Source organism: Psychrobacter aestuarii (assembly GCF_904846035.1).
GTDB classification, from domain to species: domain Bacteria; phylum Pseudomonadota; class Gammaproteobacteria; order Pseudomonadales; family Moraxellaceae; genus Psychrobacter; species Psychrobacter aestuarii.
Map to the genome: position 1 here is coordinate 373,639 of NZ_CAJGYT010000001.1, position 17,746 is coordinate 391,384.

The following is a 17,746-nucleotide window of genomic DNA, read 5'->3' on the forward strand; positions in this document are numbered from 1 at the left end:
TGACCGATAGCACAGCTTCGGTAAGCGGGTTAAAAATGAAAATCACGATAAAAAAACAAGTAAAAAGTACAACAATCTATCTATCGTTTCATGTGTAAGTCAACGCGCCCTATTATACACAAATTCAGTTAGGTAAACACTCGTAAACTGTACCTGCCAAGTTGCGCGCCGTTTTGTAGGCGTTACACACTCGCCTATCCAGCGCGCAGCGGTCTTCTGCCAAAGGCTGCACAGACAAGGGGGCGCACAGTGGTATGAAGTTGAGCAAATTTCAAGTATAATCGCCCTGTTCCGAAGCTTGCACAATTTTTACAAAAATCCTTTACAAAATAGGATTTACCGCTAAGCTGTACCCACATTTTGGATGGCTGCCAAACTTATGAGTAATACCCCAACAATCGCTTCAGATTATCAACAAAGTATTGAGTCTTATCGTCAGCTGATTGAGTCGACTGGCGAAGACTTAGAGCGCCCTGGTCTGCTAGATACCCCTGAGCGCGCGGCAAAGGCCTTTGGCTATCTGACTCAAGGCTATCATCAAAACCTAAGCGACGTGGTGAATGATGCGGTGTTCCCATCGAGTAACCGCGAGCTGGTTTTGGTACAAAATATTGAGTTTTATTCACTGTGTGAACATCATATGCTGCCCTTTCACGGTGTGGCGCATATCGGCTATTTGCCAAATGGTCAGGTTTTGGGTTTATCAAAGTTTGCGCGTATCGTCGATATGTACGCGCGCCGCTTGCAGATTCAAGAAAATCTTAGCGAACAAATCGCGCAGACTATCATGGATATCACGGGCTGTCGCGGCGTGGCGGTGGTCATGGATGCCGCGCACATGTGTATGATGATGCGTGGGGTCAACAAGCAGCACTCGACCACCCGTAGCACCGCGATGCTGGGCGAGTTCGTCCATGATGTGCAAGCGCGTAATGAGTTCTTAGGCGCGGTGCCTAAGCGTCAACCGTCACTGTAAGCGTTCCCTATTACGGTTAAATAAAAGCACAAAGAAAAAGGACACCACAATGCGTGTCCTTTTTTTATGGCAGTTTGTCTCATTTATGCGTTTTCAGGCGTGCTGCTTGCCTGTAGCAAGGCTTTGGTATAGGCGGCTTTGGGCGCATTAAACAGCGCTTCGGTCGTTCCTGCTTCTACAAGTGCCCCGTCTTTTAGCACCATGATATGCTGGCACAAAGCGCGCACCACGCTAAGGTCATGACTGATAAACACATAGCTGATGTTTTGCTCGGCTTGAATTTTGCGCAGCAGGTTGACGACAGTGACTTGCGTGCTGCTATCAAGCGCCGAGGTGGGCTCATCGAGTATCAGTAGTTTGGGCTTCATTACCAGCGCGCGTGCGAGCGCCACCCGCTGCCGCTGTCCGCCTGACAACTCATGCGGATAGCGGTGCCGAAACGCTTCTGGCAGCTGTACGGTTTGCAGCGCATCAATGACCGCTGTCTGGCGCATGGGTTTACTCACCCCGTGTACCAACAAACCCTCCTCGACAATCTGCGCCACCGTCATACGCGGATTGATACTGGCAAAGGGGTCTTGAAACACCATCTGCACGGTCGCGCGAAAGCGGCGCAAAGCCGGTTTGCTAAGCGCGGTCACGTCCTGCTGGTCAATAGCGACCTCGCCTGTGATGCGCGCTTGATTGCTGAGCAGGCGGCACAATGCCAGCGCGGTGGTGGTTTTGCCTGAGCCAGACTCGCCCACGATGCCCAGCGCACGCCCTGTGTATAGAGTCATATCCAGCCCGTTGACAGCCGAAAACCAATTGGAGACCGTACCAAACAGGGTCTTTTTGGCGGGGAATTTTACTTGTAAGTCTTTGGTTAATAACAGCGGCGCGCTGTGCGCTTCGGGTACGTCACTAAGCGCTAGCGCCTGCCCAAAATCTTGATGAATCAAGGCGCGCGTGTAGTCCGCCTGCGGATTGGCAAAGATACTTTTTGTAAGACCCGCCTCAACCACCGCCCCATCGCGTAATACCATCAGCGTATCGCTGTAATGACGCACGAGGTTTAAGTCATGACTGATAAGCAGTAGCGACATCTGATAGCGCGCTTTCAGGGTTGCAAGCAAGCGCAATATCTCGTGCTGCAAGGTCACATCGAGCGCGGTGGTCGGCTCATCCGCAATTAGGATATCGGGGCGTCCTGCCAGCGCCATCGCAATCATCACCCGCTGCCGCTGTCCGCCTGACAGCTCATGCGGATAGCGGCTTAGCTTGTCTGCGGCGTCACTGATATTGACGTCTTTTAAAAGCGCCAAAGTCTCAGCGCGCCACTCTTTTTTGGGCACGCCGCGCAGTCTTAGCGCCTCGGCGATTTGCTTTGCCACCGTATGCAGCGGATTTAGCGCCGTCATGGGTTCTTGAAACACCATCCCGATGCGCTGACCGCGTACCGACTTGGCAAACACATCTGCCCCTTGATTGCTGATGTCCACTGCGCCCACATTCGCAAGCGCAACGTGCCCACGCACTTGCAAGTCTTTGGACAACAGCCCAAGTAGCGCAAGGCTTGAGAGCGACTTTCCCGAGCCTGACTCGCCGACCAGCGCCAGCGTCTGCCCTGCCGATAGTGTGTAAGACAGCCCCGTCACCAATGGCTGCTGACTTGGTGTATGGATGCTCAGATTATCGACCGTCAGTACGACGGGGGATTTTGAAGTTGCCGCTTGCCTATTCATATCACATCCGCCTTGGGTCAAACGCATCACGCAATGCTTCACCAATAAAAATCAATAACGACAATACCAAGGTTAAACTAAAAAATCCTGACAGTGCCAGCCACGGCGCTTCAAGGTTGTCTTTACCCTGCACCATCAGCTCACCAAGCGATGGCGAACCAGGCGGCAAGCCATATCCCAAAAAGTCCAACGACGTCAGCGCGATGATATTGGCGGTCAAAATAAACGGCAGCTGCGATAAGCTTGATGCCAGCGCATTGGGCAAAATATGGCGGCGCATAATCTGAAAATCTGACACGCCCAAATTGCGTGCGGCGCGTACATAATCAAAATTGCGCGCGCGCAAGAACTCTGCGCGCACCAGACCGACCAGCCCCATCCAGCCAAACAGCAGCATCATGGCAAACAGCACACCGATACTGGGGCTAAACAAGCTGACCAAAATAATAATCATAAACAGCTGCGGCATCCCGCCCCAGACTTCCATAAAGCGCTGACCAATCAAATCTACCAGACCGCCATAATAGCCTTGTATCGCACCGATAATGATACCAATCACCGAGCCTGCCAGCGTCAGCGCGATGCCGAACAACAGCGAGACACGCATGCCATACAAGATGCGCGCCAGCACATCGCGCCCCATATCATCCGTACCCAGCCAGTTTTGTGCATTGGGCGGCGCAGGATACGTCTGCCCCAATGCCAGATTGGGCGTCTGGTCGCCAAAGGCAATCGGCGGCATCACATAGTAGCCATCGCTATTGATCAGGCTTTGCACCGCAGGGTCTTTGTAGTTGGCTTCGGTCTCAAATACCCCGCCAAACGTGGTCTCAGGATACGCCGTCATTACGGGGAAATAATACGCCCCTTGATACTGCACCCATAACGGCTTGTCATTGGCAATCACATTCACCGCCATACACAGCACAAATATCAGCATAAACAGCCCAAGGGAAACCATACCCAAACGGTTACGATAAAAGCGCTGACGGCGCGCCTGCCAGATTGGATTGGCCATCAGCGCTCCTCAAAGTCAATGCGAGGGTCAATCAAGTGATAGCTGACATCACTAATCAGCTGCAATACCAGCCCAACCAAAGTAAAAATAAACAGCGTGCCAAATATCACTGGATAATCGCGCTGTTGAATCGCCTCAAAGCCCAGCAGCCCTAAGCCATCGAGCTTAAAGATAATCTCAATCAAAAAATTGCCTGTAAAAAAGATACCCACAATCGCCGCAGGTACGCCTGCGATAATAATCAGCATCGCATTGCGAAACACATGCCCATACAGCACTTGCCGCTCGCCCAGTCCCTTTGCGCGCGCCGTCAGTACATACTGCTTGCCCAGCTCTTCTAAAAAGCTGAACTTGGTCAGATACGTCAGCCCCGCAAAACCGCCCACCGTACTGGCAAGTAAAGGCAGTGCCAAATGCCAAAAATAATCTTTGATTTTGCCAAGCACTGAGAGCTGATCGAAGTTCTCTGAGGTCAAGCCTTGTAGCGGAAACCAATTAAAATAGCTGCCGCCAGCAAAAAACACCAGCAAAATCACCGCAAACACAAACACAGGTATCGCATGACCGATAGCCAATATCAGCGCGCTCAGCTTGTCCATACTTGAGCCATGATGACAGGCTTTATAAATACCTAAGGGAATCGCAATCAAATAAATGAGCAGCGTACTCCACAGCCCCAAGGATATCGATACAGGCATTTTTTCTAAGATTAAGTCCGTGACGCTTTGCCCTTTAAAAAACGATGTGCCAAAGTCCAGCTGCGCATAGCTCTTGAGCATCAGCCAAAAGCGCTCAGGGGCAGGCTTATCAAAACCATATTGCGCTTTAATGCTCTCGACCATCTCTTCAGAGAGCCCGCGCGTGCCTTGATACGTCTGCTGCGCTGTGCCGCCGCCTGCACTTTTCATGCTCGCTTGCTGCTTTTGTCCCTGCTCAATCATCGCAATCTGCTGCTCGACAGGACCGCCAGGTGCGGCTTGTACAATGACAAAGTTTGCCAGCAATATCAAAAACAGCGTCGGCAGTATCAACAGCAGTCTTTTTATGACATAACGCCCCATCGCCTCTCACCTTATGTATGGTCTTTATTGTCTTATGGCCACGCGCGTAGCACTCGCCTTGTTTGCCTAAAAGTTGTCTTTGAGCGCCCGCAGTGCGGCAAATACCGTCACAGGACGGGTGTCGGGCAGCTGTGTTTTTGCCTCAACGCCCGCAATCACGCTGTCCTCGTCGGTGCGTAAAAACACATTAATCGCTTGCTCGTGCGCCACTGTCACAGGCAGCGTGGGGATATGCTGCTCGGTCTTTTCGGTCGCGTCGATGAGCGCTTGCTGTATGGCGGCGTTCTCAGGCTCAATCGTGCGACCAAAGCGCAGATTGGCAGCGGTGTATTCGTGTGCAGGATACAACAGCGCATCGTCAGGCAGCTCACTTAAGCGGCTCAGGCTGTTATAGAGCATCTCCGCCGTACCGCTTAATATACGACCACAGCCGCCACTAAACAGCGTGTCACCACAAAAGCAATGTGCGCGCCCATCCACATCTAGGATATAGCTGACGTGATGCTCTGTGTGCCCTTCTGTACCCCAGACCTGCGCTGTACGTCCCCACGCATTGACCGTGCTGCCATCTTTGATGGTCTGGTCGGCGGTGACTGGGTGCTCGCTGTGCGCGACCACATGAATCATGGGATAGGTCTCTTGCAGCTCAGCCACGCCGTCCACATGGTCGTAGTGACGGTGGGTAATCCAAATGGCGATAGGCTCCAAGCTCTGCTCGGTCAAATAGTTGATGACTGGCGCTGCCTCACCAGGGTCAATGATGATGGCTTGCCCATTGCTGTCATTAATAATAATCCAGATATAGTTGTCTTTTAAGGCGTTTACTGGCTGTATACGAATACTCATTTTAAAAAATCCTTACCCTTTTGATGTTTGCTGCCTACCCTAGCAAACTTTGGCGCACAGTACATTAGTAAATGGTATCTGGGCAGGCTGGTTTGCCGCTACTACTGGCATAGCAATAAGGCGGTATACGACAGGCTCAAGCTTAGCGTGTCAGATAATTATTCACGCGCTGCTCAGCTGCTTTATCTACCCACCAATAATCGATACCAATCGCGTTGGTCGGCAGCGTGTCGGGGTGACGGTACTCATCCCAATACGCTACCCGCGTGACAGGCGTGCCGTATAAAGGTACTAAGTAATACCCCGCGCGCAGCAAGCGATCTAACACGTGCGTGTATAAGACAATCTCTTCTCGCGTTTGCGCATGGACCAACTTGTCGATGACCGTGTCAATAGCAGGATTTTTAATCCCTATCGTGTTTTGGCTACCGACTTCATCTGCCGCTGGACTGCCCCATGTAGCAAATTGCTCCGCACCAGGCGAAAGACTTTGGGCAAAGACATCCACCGCCATATCATAATCAAAGCGGCGCATACGCTCGATATATTGCGGCTCATCGACTTGGCGCACCTTTGCATCAAAACCCAAACGTTGCAAATTGCGCACATAAAATAAAGCAACACGCGTTAATGTATCGCCAGCTAACAAGATTTCAATACTTGCCCGCGTACCATCAGGCTGATACAGCTTCATGTCTTGATAATAAAAGCCTGCATCAAGCAGCAACTGACGCGCCTCTAACAGCTGCTTGCGATTAAAGCCATCGCCCTCACTTTTGGGCAGCTGCCATTCTTTTAACACCGCCTGACGCTGAATCGGCTCAAGACTTGGCAACAGCGGCTGTAATACCACCATCTCTGCTGCTGAGGGTGTGCCTTTCGCTTCTAGTTCTGAGCCATAAAAAAAGCTCTGCAAGCGCTCATATTGATTGTGAAACAGTGCTTTGTTCATCCATTCAAAGTCGTATACCTTGGTCAGTGCTTGCCTAACGCGGATATCTTGGAACAAAGGGCGACGCTGGTTCATGATGATGCCCTGCATTGGCACAGGGTTATGGTCGGCTATCGGCTCTTTGACCACCATATTGGCGCGCATGGCAGGAAAGTTGTAGCCCGATGTCCAATTAGCCGCACTATTTTCGACACGAAAGCGGTATTGCCCTGATTTAAAACCTTCAAAGGCAACCTCATCGCTTTGGTAATAAACAAATTTAATCCTAGCAAAGTTATAGCGACCACGGTTGACCATCAAGTCTTTGCCCCAGTAGTTGGGGTCGCGCTCATAGCTGACCGAGCGCCCAACGTCTACCTTGCCCAAACGGTACGGACCACTGCCGAGTAACGGTGTCAACGTTATTTTTTCAAAGTCGGTATCAATCGAGCTTTTGGCAAAAACGGGAAACTGACCTACCGTTAGCGCAATCTCTGTATTGTCCGCCCCATTAAACACAAACTTTACTCGCTGCTTATCCAGCACTTGCACTTCTTTTACCGCGCTCAAATAGCTGCGCACGGACATCTGCCCTTGGGTGAGTAGCGCATCAAACGTGGCTTTCACATCCTGTGCAGTCACCGCACTGCCATCCCAAAACCGCGCTTTTGGGTCAATATGATAAATAATCCAACTGGCATCATCAGGGTCATAGGTGACTTTGTTGGCAAGCTGCGGGTACATCGTAAAGGCTTCATTGAGCGAGCCTGTCATTAAGGTGTCGTACAGATAATCCGTGCCAATCATTGCCACGCCGGTGGTCATCCACTTGTTGGCGCTATTAAACGTACCGCGCGCTTGCAACGACAATGTGCCGCCTTTTGGCGCATTGGGATTGGCATAAGGTAAATGCGGCGCGTTGGCGTATTCGGTGGTGCTGTTCAATGCCAAAACCGTGGTGGTGATGGGCGCAGCATGGACTGCCCCGCCAAACAATGCCCAGCCAAGTCCCATTGCCCACAAAAAACGTCGCCCATAATCTGTGAGCGACGTTTGTTTGGTTTTATTGGCTTGAACGTACACAGGGCGGGCAAGGCGCTTGCCAATAGCTTGGCGGGGGTTTGATGAGTAACGACTGCCGACAGCTGGGTGACGCTGCCTTGTCGCAAAAAAAAGCGTGGGGGTCATCATTGGCGTGCTTACCGTCCCTTAATCCATACAATCATTGATGAGACGTTTATCATAACAAACTTCGCTTTTATCGCCTACTGGCTTTATTGCTTTATCTGTCTGCTTAGGCTAATTATATTTAAACCTTAAAGCTATTTATCGTATAAAAAAAGCCAGCCTACCGAGTAGACTGACTATAAATCGTATCACATTGTCTTATCGCATCGCTATGTACAAGCCATCAAGCAGGGGGCTACTTATCGCATGTTTGCTTCTTTATTACTTATGGCAATACCAGCTGCTGTCCGACGTGCAAGGTGCCATTGACCGCGATGTTGTTGGCACTCGCCAAATCTGCGTATGCCATGCCATAACTGCGGGCGATGCTGCGCAAGGTATCGCTTGAGCGTACCGTATACGTCTTGAGTGCTTTTGCGCCATTGTTTAGCTGATTGACTGCAGCGCGGGCATTGGCGCGGCTGCTTTGTACCTGACCTTGTAGGCTGGCGCTGTCTGCAGCGACTGCGGTACGTGTATTGACGCTAGCACTTGGAATGTTTAAGTTGCTGCCCACCTGAATGCTGGCGGTCGGCAATAAGTTGTTGGCGGCAGCAAGAACGCCGACACTTAAGTCATTGTCCTGTGCGATGCGGCTTAGGCTGTCGCCTGAGACCACATGGTGCGTGCTAAGCTGCTGATGGCTGTCTATCTGCGGCGCAGCTTGTGCAGCACCGATACCGAATGCGGTCATTAAACCAAAAGCGCCGAGCGTTTTACATAGGGTGTTTGATAGGATGGTCATCGTTATGTCCTCTAATCTATACGTGTCTTATTATGCTGTGAGACAAAGGCTGCTTTATTAAAGCATGCAGCCGTCATACCATAAGGTTCACCGCGCTATCTCTGCGGATAACGCTATTGGTGACTATACACTTGAGACATTGCGTGTTGGTATACGGGATGTAGCCGAGCCTGCGAGGAATGTAGCGAGCGTTGCACGTTACTTGCGTAGTATTGCGCAACGACAAAGACGCGTGAGCACCTATCAAGGTATTGTTGCTGATACGGGCTTTATTGAACCAACTTTGAGTAAAAGGTCATAAAAACCATCTTTATCAGCATCACTTACTAGTAATGTATCTTAATAAATATCATCATCGACCATTGCCATAGCCGTGGTTTGTACCGCTGGCGCCAGTTTGAGACGCAACGTCTGCCCGATTTGCAAAGTAGCGTTCGCGTCAATGCCGCTCGCAGTGGCAATGTCTTGGTAGCTGATGCCATAGCGATTGGCAATACCCATCAAGGTGTCCCCTGCCTGCACGGTATAGGTGTCTGGCATCTCACGTGAGGTGGCAACAGCGGTCGCAACTGGTGTGCTGTTCGCGCTAGGCTGTGGTTTTGGGACAAGGGTTACCGCAGGGGTAACAGGTGCAGCTTTGGCGTTTTTTGGTAAGACAAGCGTGTCGCCTGCACGAATGATGGTGGTCGCGGTCATGTCATTTGCTGCGGTCAATGCCTCAACACTGACGTTGTAACGCTTGGCGATTGCCAATAGCGTATCGCCCGATTTGATTTGATATTTCGTGGTATTGGCAGTACTGGCTGCTGGCTGTGTTGGTATTTTTTTAGCAGCAGTAGTGTTAGCAGCGGGCATTGGTATGTTGAGCGTATCACCAATGACGATGGTGGTTTTTGGTGTGATGTTGTTGGCCTTTGCCAGCATATCTACACTCACATTGTAGCGTTTGGACAGCACGCTTAGGTTATCACCTGCCACTATTTGATGGGCGCGCGTTTGCGGCGCTGCGTGTGCCATACTTATACCGAATGCGAGGGCGCACCCAAGTAGGCTACCAATAGCGCCATCTCTATAACGGTTACTCATAATTACCTCCTGTAGTTATGTCTTCTATTTTTATTATTACCACCGCGCTTGACTCGCAGCTTATATATACAACGTAGGTACAATACGCGGCGGTACTTATCAGCATACAGATATGGCATCAGGTATCAATGTGCTTGTTGTAGCCGACCGATAACACACCTCTTGGCAATATGGTGGGTATTTTATGGATATAAAAAGTATTCGAATAAAAACAACGTCTTTATCGCTTTTTTACCCTTCTTTGCCATTAGCGGGTCGTGCTTTGCGCTACCAATGCAGCAGAGGGTGGCAGCGTTAACACCTGCCCGATTGCCAATGGGTCATAGGCTGAAATGCGGCTGAGCTTGGCAATATCCATGAACTTGACCCCATATCGGTTTGCGATACCCATCAAGGTATCACCAGATTGCACCGTATAGGTCTGCACAGCCGGCGCAGCAGCGGTTTTTATTGATGACTGTTGCGGCTTAGGGGCTGTCTGCGTAGGAATACTGAGCATCCGTCCAAAATACAAAGGGTCATCGATTGCCATTTGATTGGCGCTGGCTAACGTATTGATGCTTAAGTTGTATTTTTTGGCAATGCTGGAGAGGGTTTCACCGTATTCGATGCGGTGAGTAGTTACGGTTTGCGCGCTAGCAGATAGGCTGCGGGTGCGCGCGGTCTTACTTGGCGCATTATTGACAGCCACAGTATGGCTGGGTGCTGTTGTGTTTGCCGAGGTTTTTTTGGTGGTTGTGCTGGCAGCGATTGGCGGCGCGCTGGGCGTTTCTGCGGTTTTGGTCGCTACAGGAATGATAAGGGTGCTGCCAATCATCAATCCTGATTGCGGGCTGATACGGTTGATATGTGCCAGTTGCTCGATATCGATATTGTACTGCGCGGACAAGCTGCTTAGGCTATCGCCTGACACGACACGGTACATATTGTGCTGGGTATTGGGCTCGGGAATGTGTAGGACTTTTCCTGCACGCAGGGTGCTGGCTTCGAGTCCATTGGCATCAATCAGCGCGGTCTTGGTCAGTTGATATCGATTGGCAATGTCTGCCAATGTCTCACCGTCCTCTACGATATGATGGGTTGAAGCGTGCGCCAAGTGACCACTTAACGCCGCAATGCTGCATATCACCCACAATATCTGTTTACACGGTACCCATACGCGTGATGTCATTCCTAGCTCCTGTGTCTGTCATTATTGTCCAAGCGCAGTGGCAAAAAATATCAAATCACAAGAGCGTCACGGTCTATAAGCAAACTTAGCCACTCTTTTTAGTCACTAAGTCTGCGCGCCGTAACCTTTTTTAGGCATGCTTTTTTTCAAAGTCTTGCATAAAGTCCACCAGCTGCTGTACCCAATCAAGAGGTACGGCATTGTAAATACTGGCACGCATACCGCCCACGTCACGATGCCCTTTTAGGTTTAACAAACCTGCCTTTTCAGATTCTGTCAAGAACAGCTTGTCCAAGCTGCTGTCTGCTAAGGTAAAAGGAATGTTCATGATAGAGCGGTGCGCCTTGGCGACGGGGTTTGCATAAAAGCTGCTGTTGTCAATCGTAGCGTATAATAATTCAGCTTTTTGGCGATTGATTTTGCCAATAGCATCGACACCCCCTTGCTCTTCTAACCAATCAAATACCAACCCAGATAAGTACCACGCATAAGTGGCTGGGGTGTTTGACATCGATTCTTTTTCTGCCTGATGCGCATAATTCATCAGCATCGGGCACCATTCGCTAGCATTGTCTAACAAGTCCTCACGTATGATAACGATGACCAAACCTGCAGGCCCGATGTTCTTCTGCGCACCTGCATATATCATGCCAAAGTCAGAGACATTGATACGCTCTGATAATATAGACGAAGACATATCAGCAATCAGTGGCGCATCAACCTTTGGTGCATCAAAGATTTGTAGCCCGTGAATAGTCTCATTGGCGCAATAATGAAAATAGGCAGCATTATCACTGAGTTGCCACTCACTTTGCGCAGGCACGTCAGTGAAGTTACTGCCCTTGCCTGTCGCCACTTCAGCAATACGACCCAGACCCAGCTTTTCATAACGCTTGGCTTCTTTAACAGCCTTACCAGACCATGCCCCTGTGGTTAAATAGTCGCCTGCTTGATTGTTCAAAAGATTCAGCGGAATCGCTGAAAACTGCAAGCTTGCGCCACCTTGCAAAAACAACACCTTGTAATTATCAGGGATGTCCATCAGCCCGCGCAGCTTGGTTTCCGCCTTGGCAGTAATCGCCATATAATCGGCACTGCGGTGGCTCATCTCCATCACCGACATACCGCGACCTTGCCAGTCCAAAAGCTCCGACTGGGCGAGCGTCAGCACTTCAGTTGGCATGGTGGCAGGACCTGCACAAAAATTGGGGAGACGATGAAAATCCTGATGCTGCGTCATGGTAAAAATCCTAAATAGGGAAAAAAACATAGAACCCCCCTGATGCATTGCCCAAAGCTCTAAGACTGGGCGCATCACGCGGGACGAATCGGCTGAGACAAACAGAGACAGCCACACAACATTGGGTGGCGGCAATGCTGACAGACCAACATAAAAATAGACCTAAAAAAGGCCGATGGACGTTGACAGTATACGTAAATGCGCCGCTTACGAGAAGTACTGGACAATGATAATGACAAATTTTGTCTGACAGCTTACAAAATTTTGGCAAAATAATCATGCCTCAGTCATCACTTATAACCGCAACAGCACTATTGAAAGGCATTAATGCCTATAGCGAGGCGGCAGCGTCACTCAGCTGCTGCCAAAATACGCGCTTTTGTTCAGGCGCAGTCAGCATAGTCTCTAGTGTGGGTAGCGAATGTAGGTTTGGATGACTGACGCCCTCAGGCAGCGCGGTCAGTGCTGCCACCTTGATATGCTCTTGCCTGCCCAATCGAAACACGTAGCCTGCAACACTGGCATTGGCAAGCTCCGCCGTATCCATATTTGGACACAGCGGGAAGGCATTGTTTTCGCAAGATATACGCAGCGCTTGGGTGATGTTTTGCCACAATGCCTGCGTGTCGGGCGTCAGTTGACGCATATCTACCAGCAGCACCCAGCTTTGATAGCGCCCGCCTTGTAAATCAAAGGCAGCGACTTTTTGTTGGCTGGCCGCCGTGGGCACGGATGCTATCGGACGCGGAAAGCGGCTATCGGTTGCTGCCGTCTCTGATATTTGGTCGCTACTGTCCGTGATTAAACTGTCAAAATGATAAATCGTGTCGGCGGTTTCGCTATTGCTGATAGCGTCAGACTGAGGAAAGTCATCATAAAACGCATCCCCACTGTCAAAGTCATCATTATCAAAACTATCACGGTCAAAGTCGTCATCAGCGTAATCGGCATAATCGCTATTGGCACTATCAATTATTTCTTGCCCATCGGATACTTCATGAGTCTCGTTAATATCGGTATTTTTGCTTAGGCTATTTTGTTGATGTCGGTCTTTGGTGGTATGGATGTGTGCGGGCGTGTCTGTGTTGACTGGTGCGGTCGGTAAGATATTAGTAGGCTCGGTATCGCTCTGCTCGGCAATATCCGCCAAAGCCACTACAGGCGCATGCGGGCACACCCACTGGGTAATACCCATCATCTGTAGAATCTGCCGCTGCTGCTTACGCTGCTCAAGCGACGGCGAGGCTGTTGTATCGCATTGACTCATAGACCCACATTATCCCAATAAAAATAATCACAAACGCGTAATTATAAGGCGCTGTTTGATTCATCAACCTGTTGACACGCTTGCCGCCAGCAGTGTGCCAGCCCAATCAAACCGTCGTGCTTGTCTTGACCAATCATCGTATCGTGCCGCATTTCAGTATGCAAGGTACTGATGTCATGTACTGAGCCAGCATTGATAGGTATTATAATCTATCGGCGTGTTTTTTGCTGGCTTCGCTGCGGCGTATACCGCCTCTCTGTACAAGGCGCTGTGGTATTATTCGCGCTATATACTTTGATGATAGAGTTAAAGTAGATGCCTCAAAAAGACAGTTTGGCACTTGCTTGATACTTGATGGACAAATCTTATGCACAAAAAAGCCCAGCAAAACAGCTGAGCACATACGGCAAACAAAATACAAGCACAAAAAAAAGCGACTCCACCAGCACATCCTCGGCACACATCAAATCTACTACCGTTGCTACCTTCCGGTCCTGGCGGGATTCGTAGAGAAATGTTGCGAGGCTACCAGTGGAGCCACCAGTCACAAAGTATACGGATAACGTACCCAGATTGCAACCCCCTGCGCAAGATTCTTCCTATAAGTGGCTATCAAGACGGCAATATCGACGATGGTTTTTAGCCCATACCATTCGTCAGAAAGTCGTTAACAGTGCGTATGCAGCAATCTATTAAAAAACAAAAGCATAGCCCTTAGCTGGGAATTGTAGTAAGTATTGCTACACAAACCCGTAACCTATTGACAAAAGTCTTATAGATTCTTTCTGGGTATTTGCTATTTTGAATAAATAATAAATGTCTTAATGCTTTTTTGGTAAAAGCAAATTAAGCACAAGCAACACACTTTTTTTATATGTTTACCATCTCGAGGAAATCCCATGAACGCATTAACCACTCTACAAACTGCTGTCCGCAAACCTTTATTGACTGTATCAGGTGCGGCATTGTTGGCCGCCATGACGATGGGCAGCGCGCAAGCAGAAACCACAGGTTACAACCAAATCAGCTTTCAAAGTGAAGTCAAGTCTGAAGTCGCCAATGACGAAATACGCGCCAGCCTATATAAGCAAGCGCAAGCCACCAACGCCAAAAGTCTTGCGACCACACTGACCAACAGCATCAATAAGGCAATGATGATTGCCAAGCGCTACCCTACCGTCACGGTGACGACAGGTCAGCAGCAAACCTACCCACGCTATGACAAGAACAACAAAATCACTGGCTGGACAGGTCAAGCCAATGTCGAGCTAAAAAGCAGTGATTTTGAAGCCACCAGCCAGCTGATTGCCGAATTGCAATCAGACATGATGATGAATAATCTTAGCTTTGGCGTCTCTGACAGCAAAAAAGCAGAAGTCGAAAAGAAACTAATGGTCGAGGCGTCAAAAGATTTTCAGAATCAAGCGCGTGAGATGACCACCGCTTGGGGCGCACGCGGCTACCGCATCGTGTCGGTTAACCTAAACAAAGGCACCAATTACCCCGTACCTATGTATCGCTCAATGGCAAAAGCAGAAATGATGGACGCCTCTGTACCAAGCCAAAACTTTGAATCAGGCAACAGCACCGTATCGGTCACTGCCAATGGTACAATCGAGCTGAGCAAATAAACTGCCCTCTAAACGCAAAGCAAATAAAAAAGCAGCCTCTATAAAAGGGGCTGCTTTTTTTTGGTGCTGTCTTTGTTCCGTAGATACTGGCGCGATATCAGCGCGTTACCTGTCTTACTGATTAACGGCGTCGCTGCCCTGCATACGGACCAGCAATTTTTGGTGCCATGGCAAACGCTCATACGCCAAAAGCTGCGCGGCAAGCTTTTCTGCTGCTTGCTTTTTTTGTCGTAAGATTAAGGTGTTTTGAATCACATGTACCGTACGCTGTACGCTGGCACGGACATCCCCTTTTTCAGTGACCACTTCTGCCTTGATACGGTGCGCGCCTGGCGTTAAATCAACGGTCGGGATACTCATACTCAGCCCTTGTGCGCGGGCATTGCCATCGACATAGATGGTGACTTGATCGCCATTTTGTAGCTGAGGACTGACCTGTAGCACAATGTCCACGCTCTGCGCTGGGCGTTGATAAGCGCGCTCTGTGCTCGGCTCTAGAATCGATAATTGATAGTTGGTCTGTACAGGGGCGTCCGTTTTAATCGCAGCACTTGGCAGATCGGTCTGTCCACGCGCTGCTGTGTTGGTTTGCGTTGTCGCAGCGCGGGCTTGGCGGTCGCTCACGGTATTGATACTGGTAACACTCACCGACTGCCCTGCATGCTGGTAGCTGCTTGGGTTATCGGTATAGGTGACGCGTCCTGAATCATCGACCACCTTATAGACAGGCGCGGCGACCAATGCTGCACTGCTGAGCAAACACACTGCACCCACAGTCATCATCAGTGGCTTGGTCACGTGTCCGAACGCGTTTACAATCGTTTTTTTCAAGTTGGTCACCTGTGTCAAATCAGAAAAAAGGAGGTTGCCGCGCGCGGGTTATCCACTAATAAACACCTTTTCGCGCAAGCTATAGTTTTGATTATTTTTTGATAAAAATCAATAGGCTATCTGTGTGAACGGTTATAATCTTCCGATAATAATGACTTTGATTTTAATAACTTAAGACAAATCAAGCGCCTATGTGACAAAGTGACAAACGCAAAAAAACCCCAGCCAAGCGAGCCTGACTGGGTTTTGCGTGCTGTCAGTGGGTCAAGTAGCGTGGCTGGCTTGACCCGACGTCAGATTAGCAGCTGTAGTATAGGTCGAACTCTACAGGATGCACAGTGACGTTGACGCGCTGTACTTCTTCTTCTTTTAGCGCGATGTAGGCATCTAGCATGTCTTTGGTGAACACGTCGCCTTTTAGTAAGAACTCGTGGTCATCTTTTAGCGCTTGTAGTGCCACATCTAGGCTCTCAGCAACGGTTGGGATTTGTGCTTCTTCTTCTGGTGGTAGGTCGTATAGGTTCTTATCCGCCGCATCGCCAGGGTGCATTTTGTTTTGGATACCGTCAAGACCTGCCATCAATAGCGCAGCAAATGCCAAGTATGGGTTTGCCGTTGGGTCAGGGAAACGCGCTTCAACACGAATCGCTTTCGGGCTTGATACGTGTGGAATACGGATAGACGCTGAACGGTTACGCGCAGAGTATGCCAACTTAATCGGCGCTTCGTAGTGTGGTACTAGACGCTTGTAGCTGTTGGTCGATGGGTTGGTAATCGCGTTTAGGGCGCGTGCGTGATGGATGATACCACCGATGAAGAATAGTGCGGTTTCTGACAGACCCGCGTACTCATCGCCTGCAAAGGTGTTTTGACCGTCTTTTGAGATTGAGATGTGTACGTGCATGCCTGAGCCGTTGTCACCAACAATTGGCTTTGGCATAAAGGTTGCGGTTTTGCCGAACTGATGCGCGACGTTGTGAATCACGTATTTTAGCTGCTGTACTTCATCTGCTTTACGTACCATGGTGTTGAACGATACGCCGATTTCTGATTGGCAAGACGCCACTTCGTGGTGATGTACTTCAACGCGGTCTTCGCCCATGATTTCTTCTAGGCGCTCGCACATCACAGAACGCATGTCTTGTGAGCTGTCGATTGGTGGTACTGGGAAGTAGCCGCCTTTGACGCGTGGACGGTGCGCTTTGTTGCCCCAGTCGTAGCTTTCGTTGGTTGACCATGCCGCTTCTTCAGCAGTGATTTTGTGGCTGACGCCTGACATGTCGATTGACCATTTGACATCGTCAAAGATGAAAAATTCTGGCTCAGGACCAAAGAATGCGGTGTCGCCGATGCCCGTTGATTTTAAGTATTCTTCTGCGCGGCGAGCGATAGAGCGTGGGTCACGATCATAGCCTTGTAGCGTTGATGGCTCGATGATATCACAGGTCACGACAACAGTGGTCGCTTCAAAGAATGGGTCGATGAATGCGGTCTCTGGATCAGGACGCAAAATCATATCTGAGGCTTCGATGCCTTTCCAGCCCGCAATTGACGAGCCGTCAAACATTTTGCCTTCTTCTAGTACTTCTTCATCAATACTTGATGCAGGATAGCTGATGTGTTGCTCTTTACCACGTGTGTCTGTAAAACGAAAGTCCACCCATTTGGCATCAGAAGATTCGATAAGCTCTAGTAGTTTGTTCGACATGAATGTCTCCCTCATGGTTGTTATGTTCATTAAAGTGATGCAATCAGTAAATTACTGCGTTTGTCATCATAGCAGCTATCTTTTACTGCGGGTAGCTTATTTGCGCGCTCGCTACTCGGTATCTATTGTCTTTAAAACAATAGACATAAATCTGCAATCTACAGCATAAAGTGAGTTGCTGATGTTGGCTACTATGATGCAACGCCTGTGCCAATTTATAAAAACCGTCTGTTTTTCTGCTATTTTTGATAAAAACCTATAGATTCGTGCTTTTTTGATACGGT

General features: G+C 49.5%; 14 protein-coding genes and 1 other RNA gene. 2 read left to right on the forward strand and 13 right to left on the reverse strand.

The window, feature by feature from the left end; translation table 11 throughout:
- Positions 1–379: 379 nt before the first annotated feature.
- Positions 380–976: a GTP cyclohydrolase I FolE gene (folE, locus tag JMW05_RS01410; protein ID WP_201503645.1), complete on the forward strand. Its 597-nt coding sequence runs from the start codon at positions 380–382 to the stop codon at positions 974–976.
- Between the two features lie 83 nt (positions 977–1,059).
- Here folE and JMW05_RS01415 read toward each other — a convergent pair whose 3' ends face one another.
- The 11 genes from JMW05_RS01415 to ffs all read right to left on the reverse strand — a co-directional run bounded on the left by JMW05_RS01415 (position 1,060) and on the right by ffs (position 13,826).
- Positions 1,060–2,700, reverse strand: coding sequence for a dipeptide ABC transporter ATP-binding protein (locus JMW05_RS01415; protein WP_227691390.1), 1,641 nt, complete (start codon positions 2,698–2,700; stop codon positions 1,060–1,062).
- Between the two features lies 1 nt (position 2,701).
- Entirely contained in the window at positions 2,702–3,718 is a 1,017-nt protein-coding gene (locus JMW05_RS01420) for an ABC transporter permease (RefSeq protein ID WP_201503646.1), read from the reverse strand.
- On the reverse strand, positions 3,718–4,779 hold the full coding sequence (locus tag JMW05_RS01425; protein WP_201503647.1) for a microcin C ABC transporter permease YejB: 1,062 nt from the start codon (positions 4,777–4,779) through the stop codon (positions 3,718–3,720). Before JMW05_RS01425 ends, JMW05_RS01420 begins: the two co-directional genes overlap by 1 nt.
- Positions 4,780–4,845: 66 nt before the next feature.
- On the reverse strand, positions 4,846–5,625 hold the full coding sequence (gloB, locus tag JMW05_RS01430; protein ID WP_201503648.1) for a hydroxyacylglutathione hydrolase: 780 nt from the start codon (positions 5,623–5,625) through the stop codon (positions 4,846–4,848).
- Between the two features lie 142 nt (positions 5,626–5,767).
- Entirely contained in the window at positions 5,768–7,570 is a 1,803-nt protein-coding gene (locus tag JMW05_RS01435) for an extracellular solute-binding protein (RefSeq protein WP_201505473.1), read from the reverse strand.
- 439 nt (positions 7,571–8,009) lie between these two features.
- Positions 8,010–8,528 carry a LysM peptidoglycan-binding domain-containing protein gene (locus tag JMW05_RS01440; protein WP_201503649.1) on the reverse strand — a complete coding sequence of 173 codons (519 nt, stop codon included), beginning with the start codon at positions 8,526–8,528 and terminating at the stop codon, positions 8,010–8,012.
- 339 nt (positions 8,529–8,867) lie between these two features.
- Complete coding sequence (locus tag JMW05_RS01445) at positions 8,868–9,614, reverse strand: lytic transglycosylase (RefSeq protein ID WP_201503650.1); 747 nt, start codon at positions 9,612–9,614, stop codon at positions 8,868–8,870.
- A 247-nt stretch (positions 9,615–9,861) separates the two neighbouring features.
- The gene (locus tag JMW05_RS01450) at positions 9,862–10,785 is read right to left on the reverse strand and encodes a LysM peptidoglycan-binding domain-containing protein (protein WP_201503651.1); all 924 of its coding nucleotides are present in this window, start codon (positions 10,783–10,785) and stop codon (positions 9,862–9,864) included.
- 130 nt (positions 10,786–10,915) lie between these two features.
- Positions 10,916–12,025 carry a 3-phosphoserine/phosphohydroxythreonine transaminase gene (gene serC / locus JMW05_RS01455; RefSeq protein ID WP_201503652.1) on the reverse strand — a complete coding sequence of 370 codons (1,110 nt, stop codon included), beginning with the start codon at positions 12,023–12,025 and terminating at the stop codon, positions 10,916–10,918.
- Positions 12,026–12,356: 331 nt separating this feature from the next.
- Entirely contained in the window at positions 12,357–13,292 is a 936-nt protein-coding gene (locus tag JMW05_RS01460) for a hypothetical protein (protein WP_201503653.1), read from the reverse strand.
- A gap of 437 nt (positions 13,293–13,729) precedes the next feature.
- An RNA gene (gene ffs, locus JMW05_RS01465) (signal recognition particle sRNA small type) lies at positions 13,730–13,826 on the reverse strand.
- 365 nt (positions 13,827–14,191) lie between these two features.
- On the opposite strand from ffs, the gene JMW05_RS01470 reads away from it, so the two are divergent.
- Positions 14,192–14,923 (forward strand): SIMPL domain-containing protein, encoded by a 732-nt coding sequence (locus JMW05_RS01470; protein ID WP_201503654.1) that lies wholly within the window; start codon positions 14,192–14,194, stop codon positions 14,921–14,923.
- Between the two features lie 114 nt (positions 14,924–15,037).
- Here JMW05_RS01470 and JMW05_RS01475 read toward each other — a convergent pair whose 3' ends face one another.
- Together JMW05_RS01475 and glnA are read right to left on the reverse strand one after the other, a co-directional pair.
- Positions 15,038–15,754, reverse strand: coding sequence for a DUF4124 domain-containing protein (locus JMW05_RS01475; RefSeq protein ID WP_201503655.1), 717 nt, complete (start codon positions 15,752–15,754; stop codon positions 15,038–15,040).
- 298 nt (positions 15,755–16,052) lie between these two features.
- Positions 16,053–17,462: a type I glutamate--ammonia ligase gene (glnA, locus tag JMW05_RS01480; protein ID WP_201503656.1), complete on the reverse strand. Its 1,410-nt coding sequence runs from the start codon at positions 17,460–17,462 to the stop codon at positions 16,053–16,055.
- Positions 17,463–17,746 lie beyond the last annotated feature (284 nt).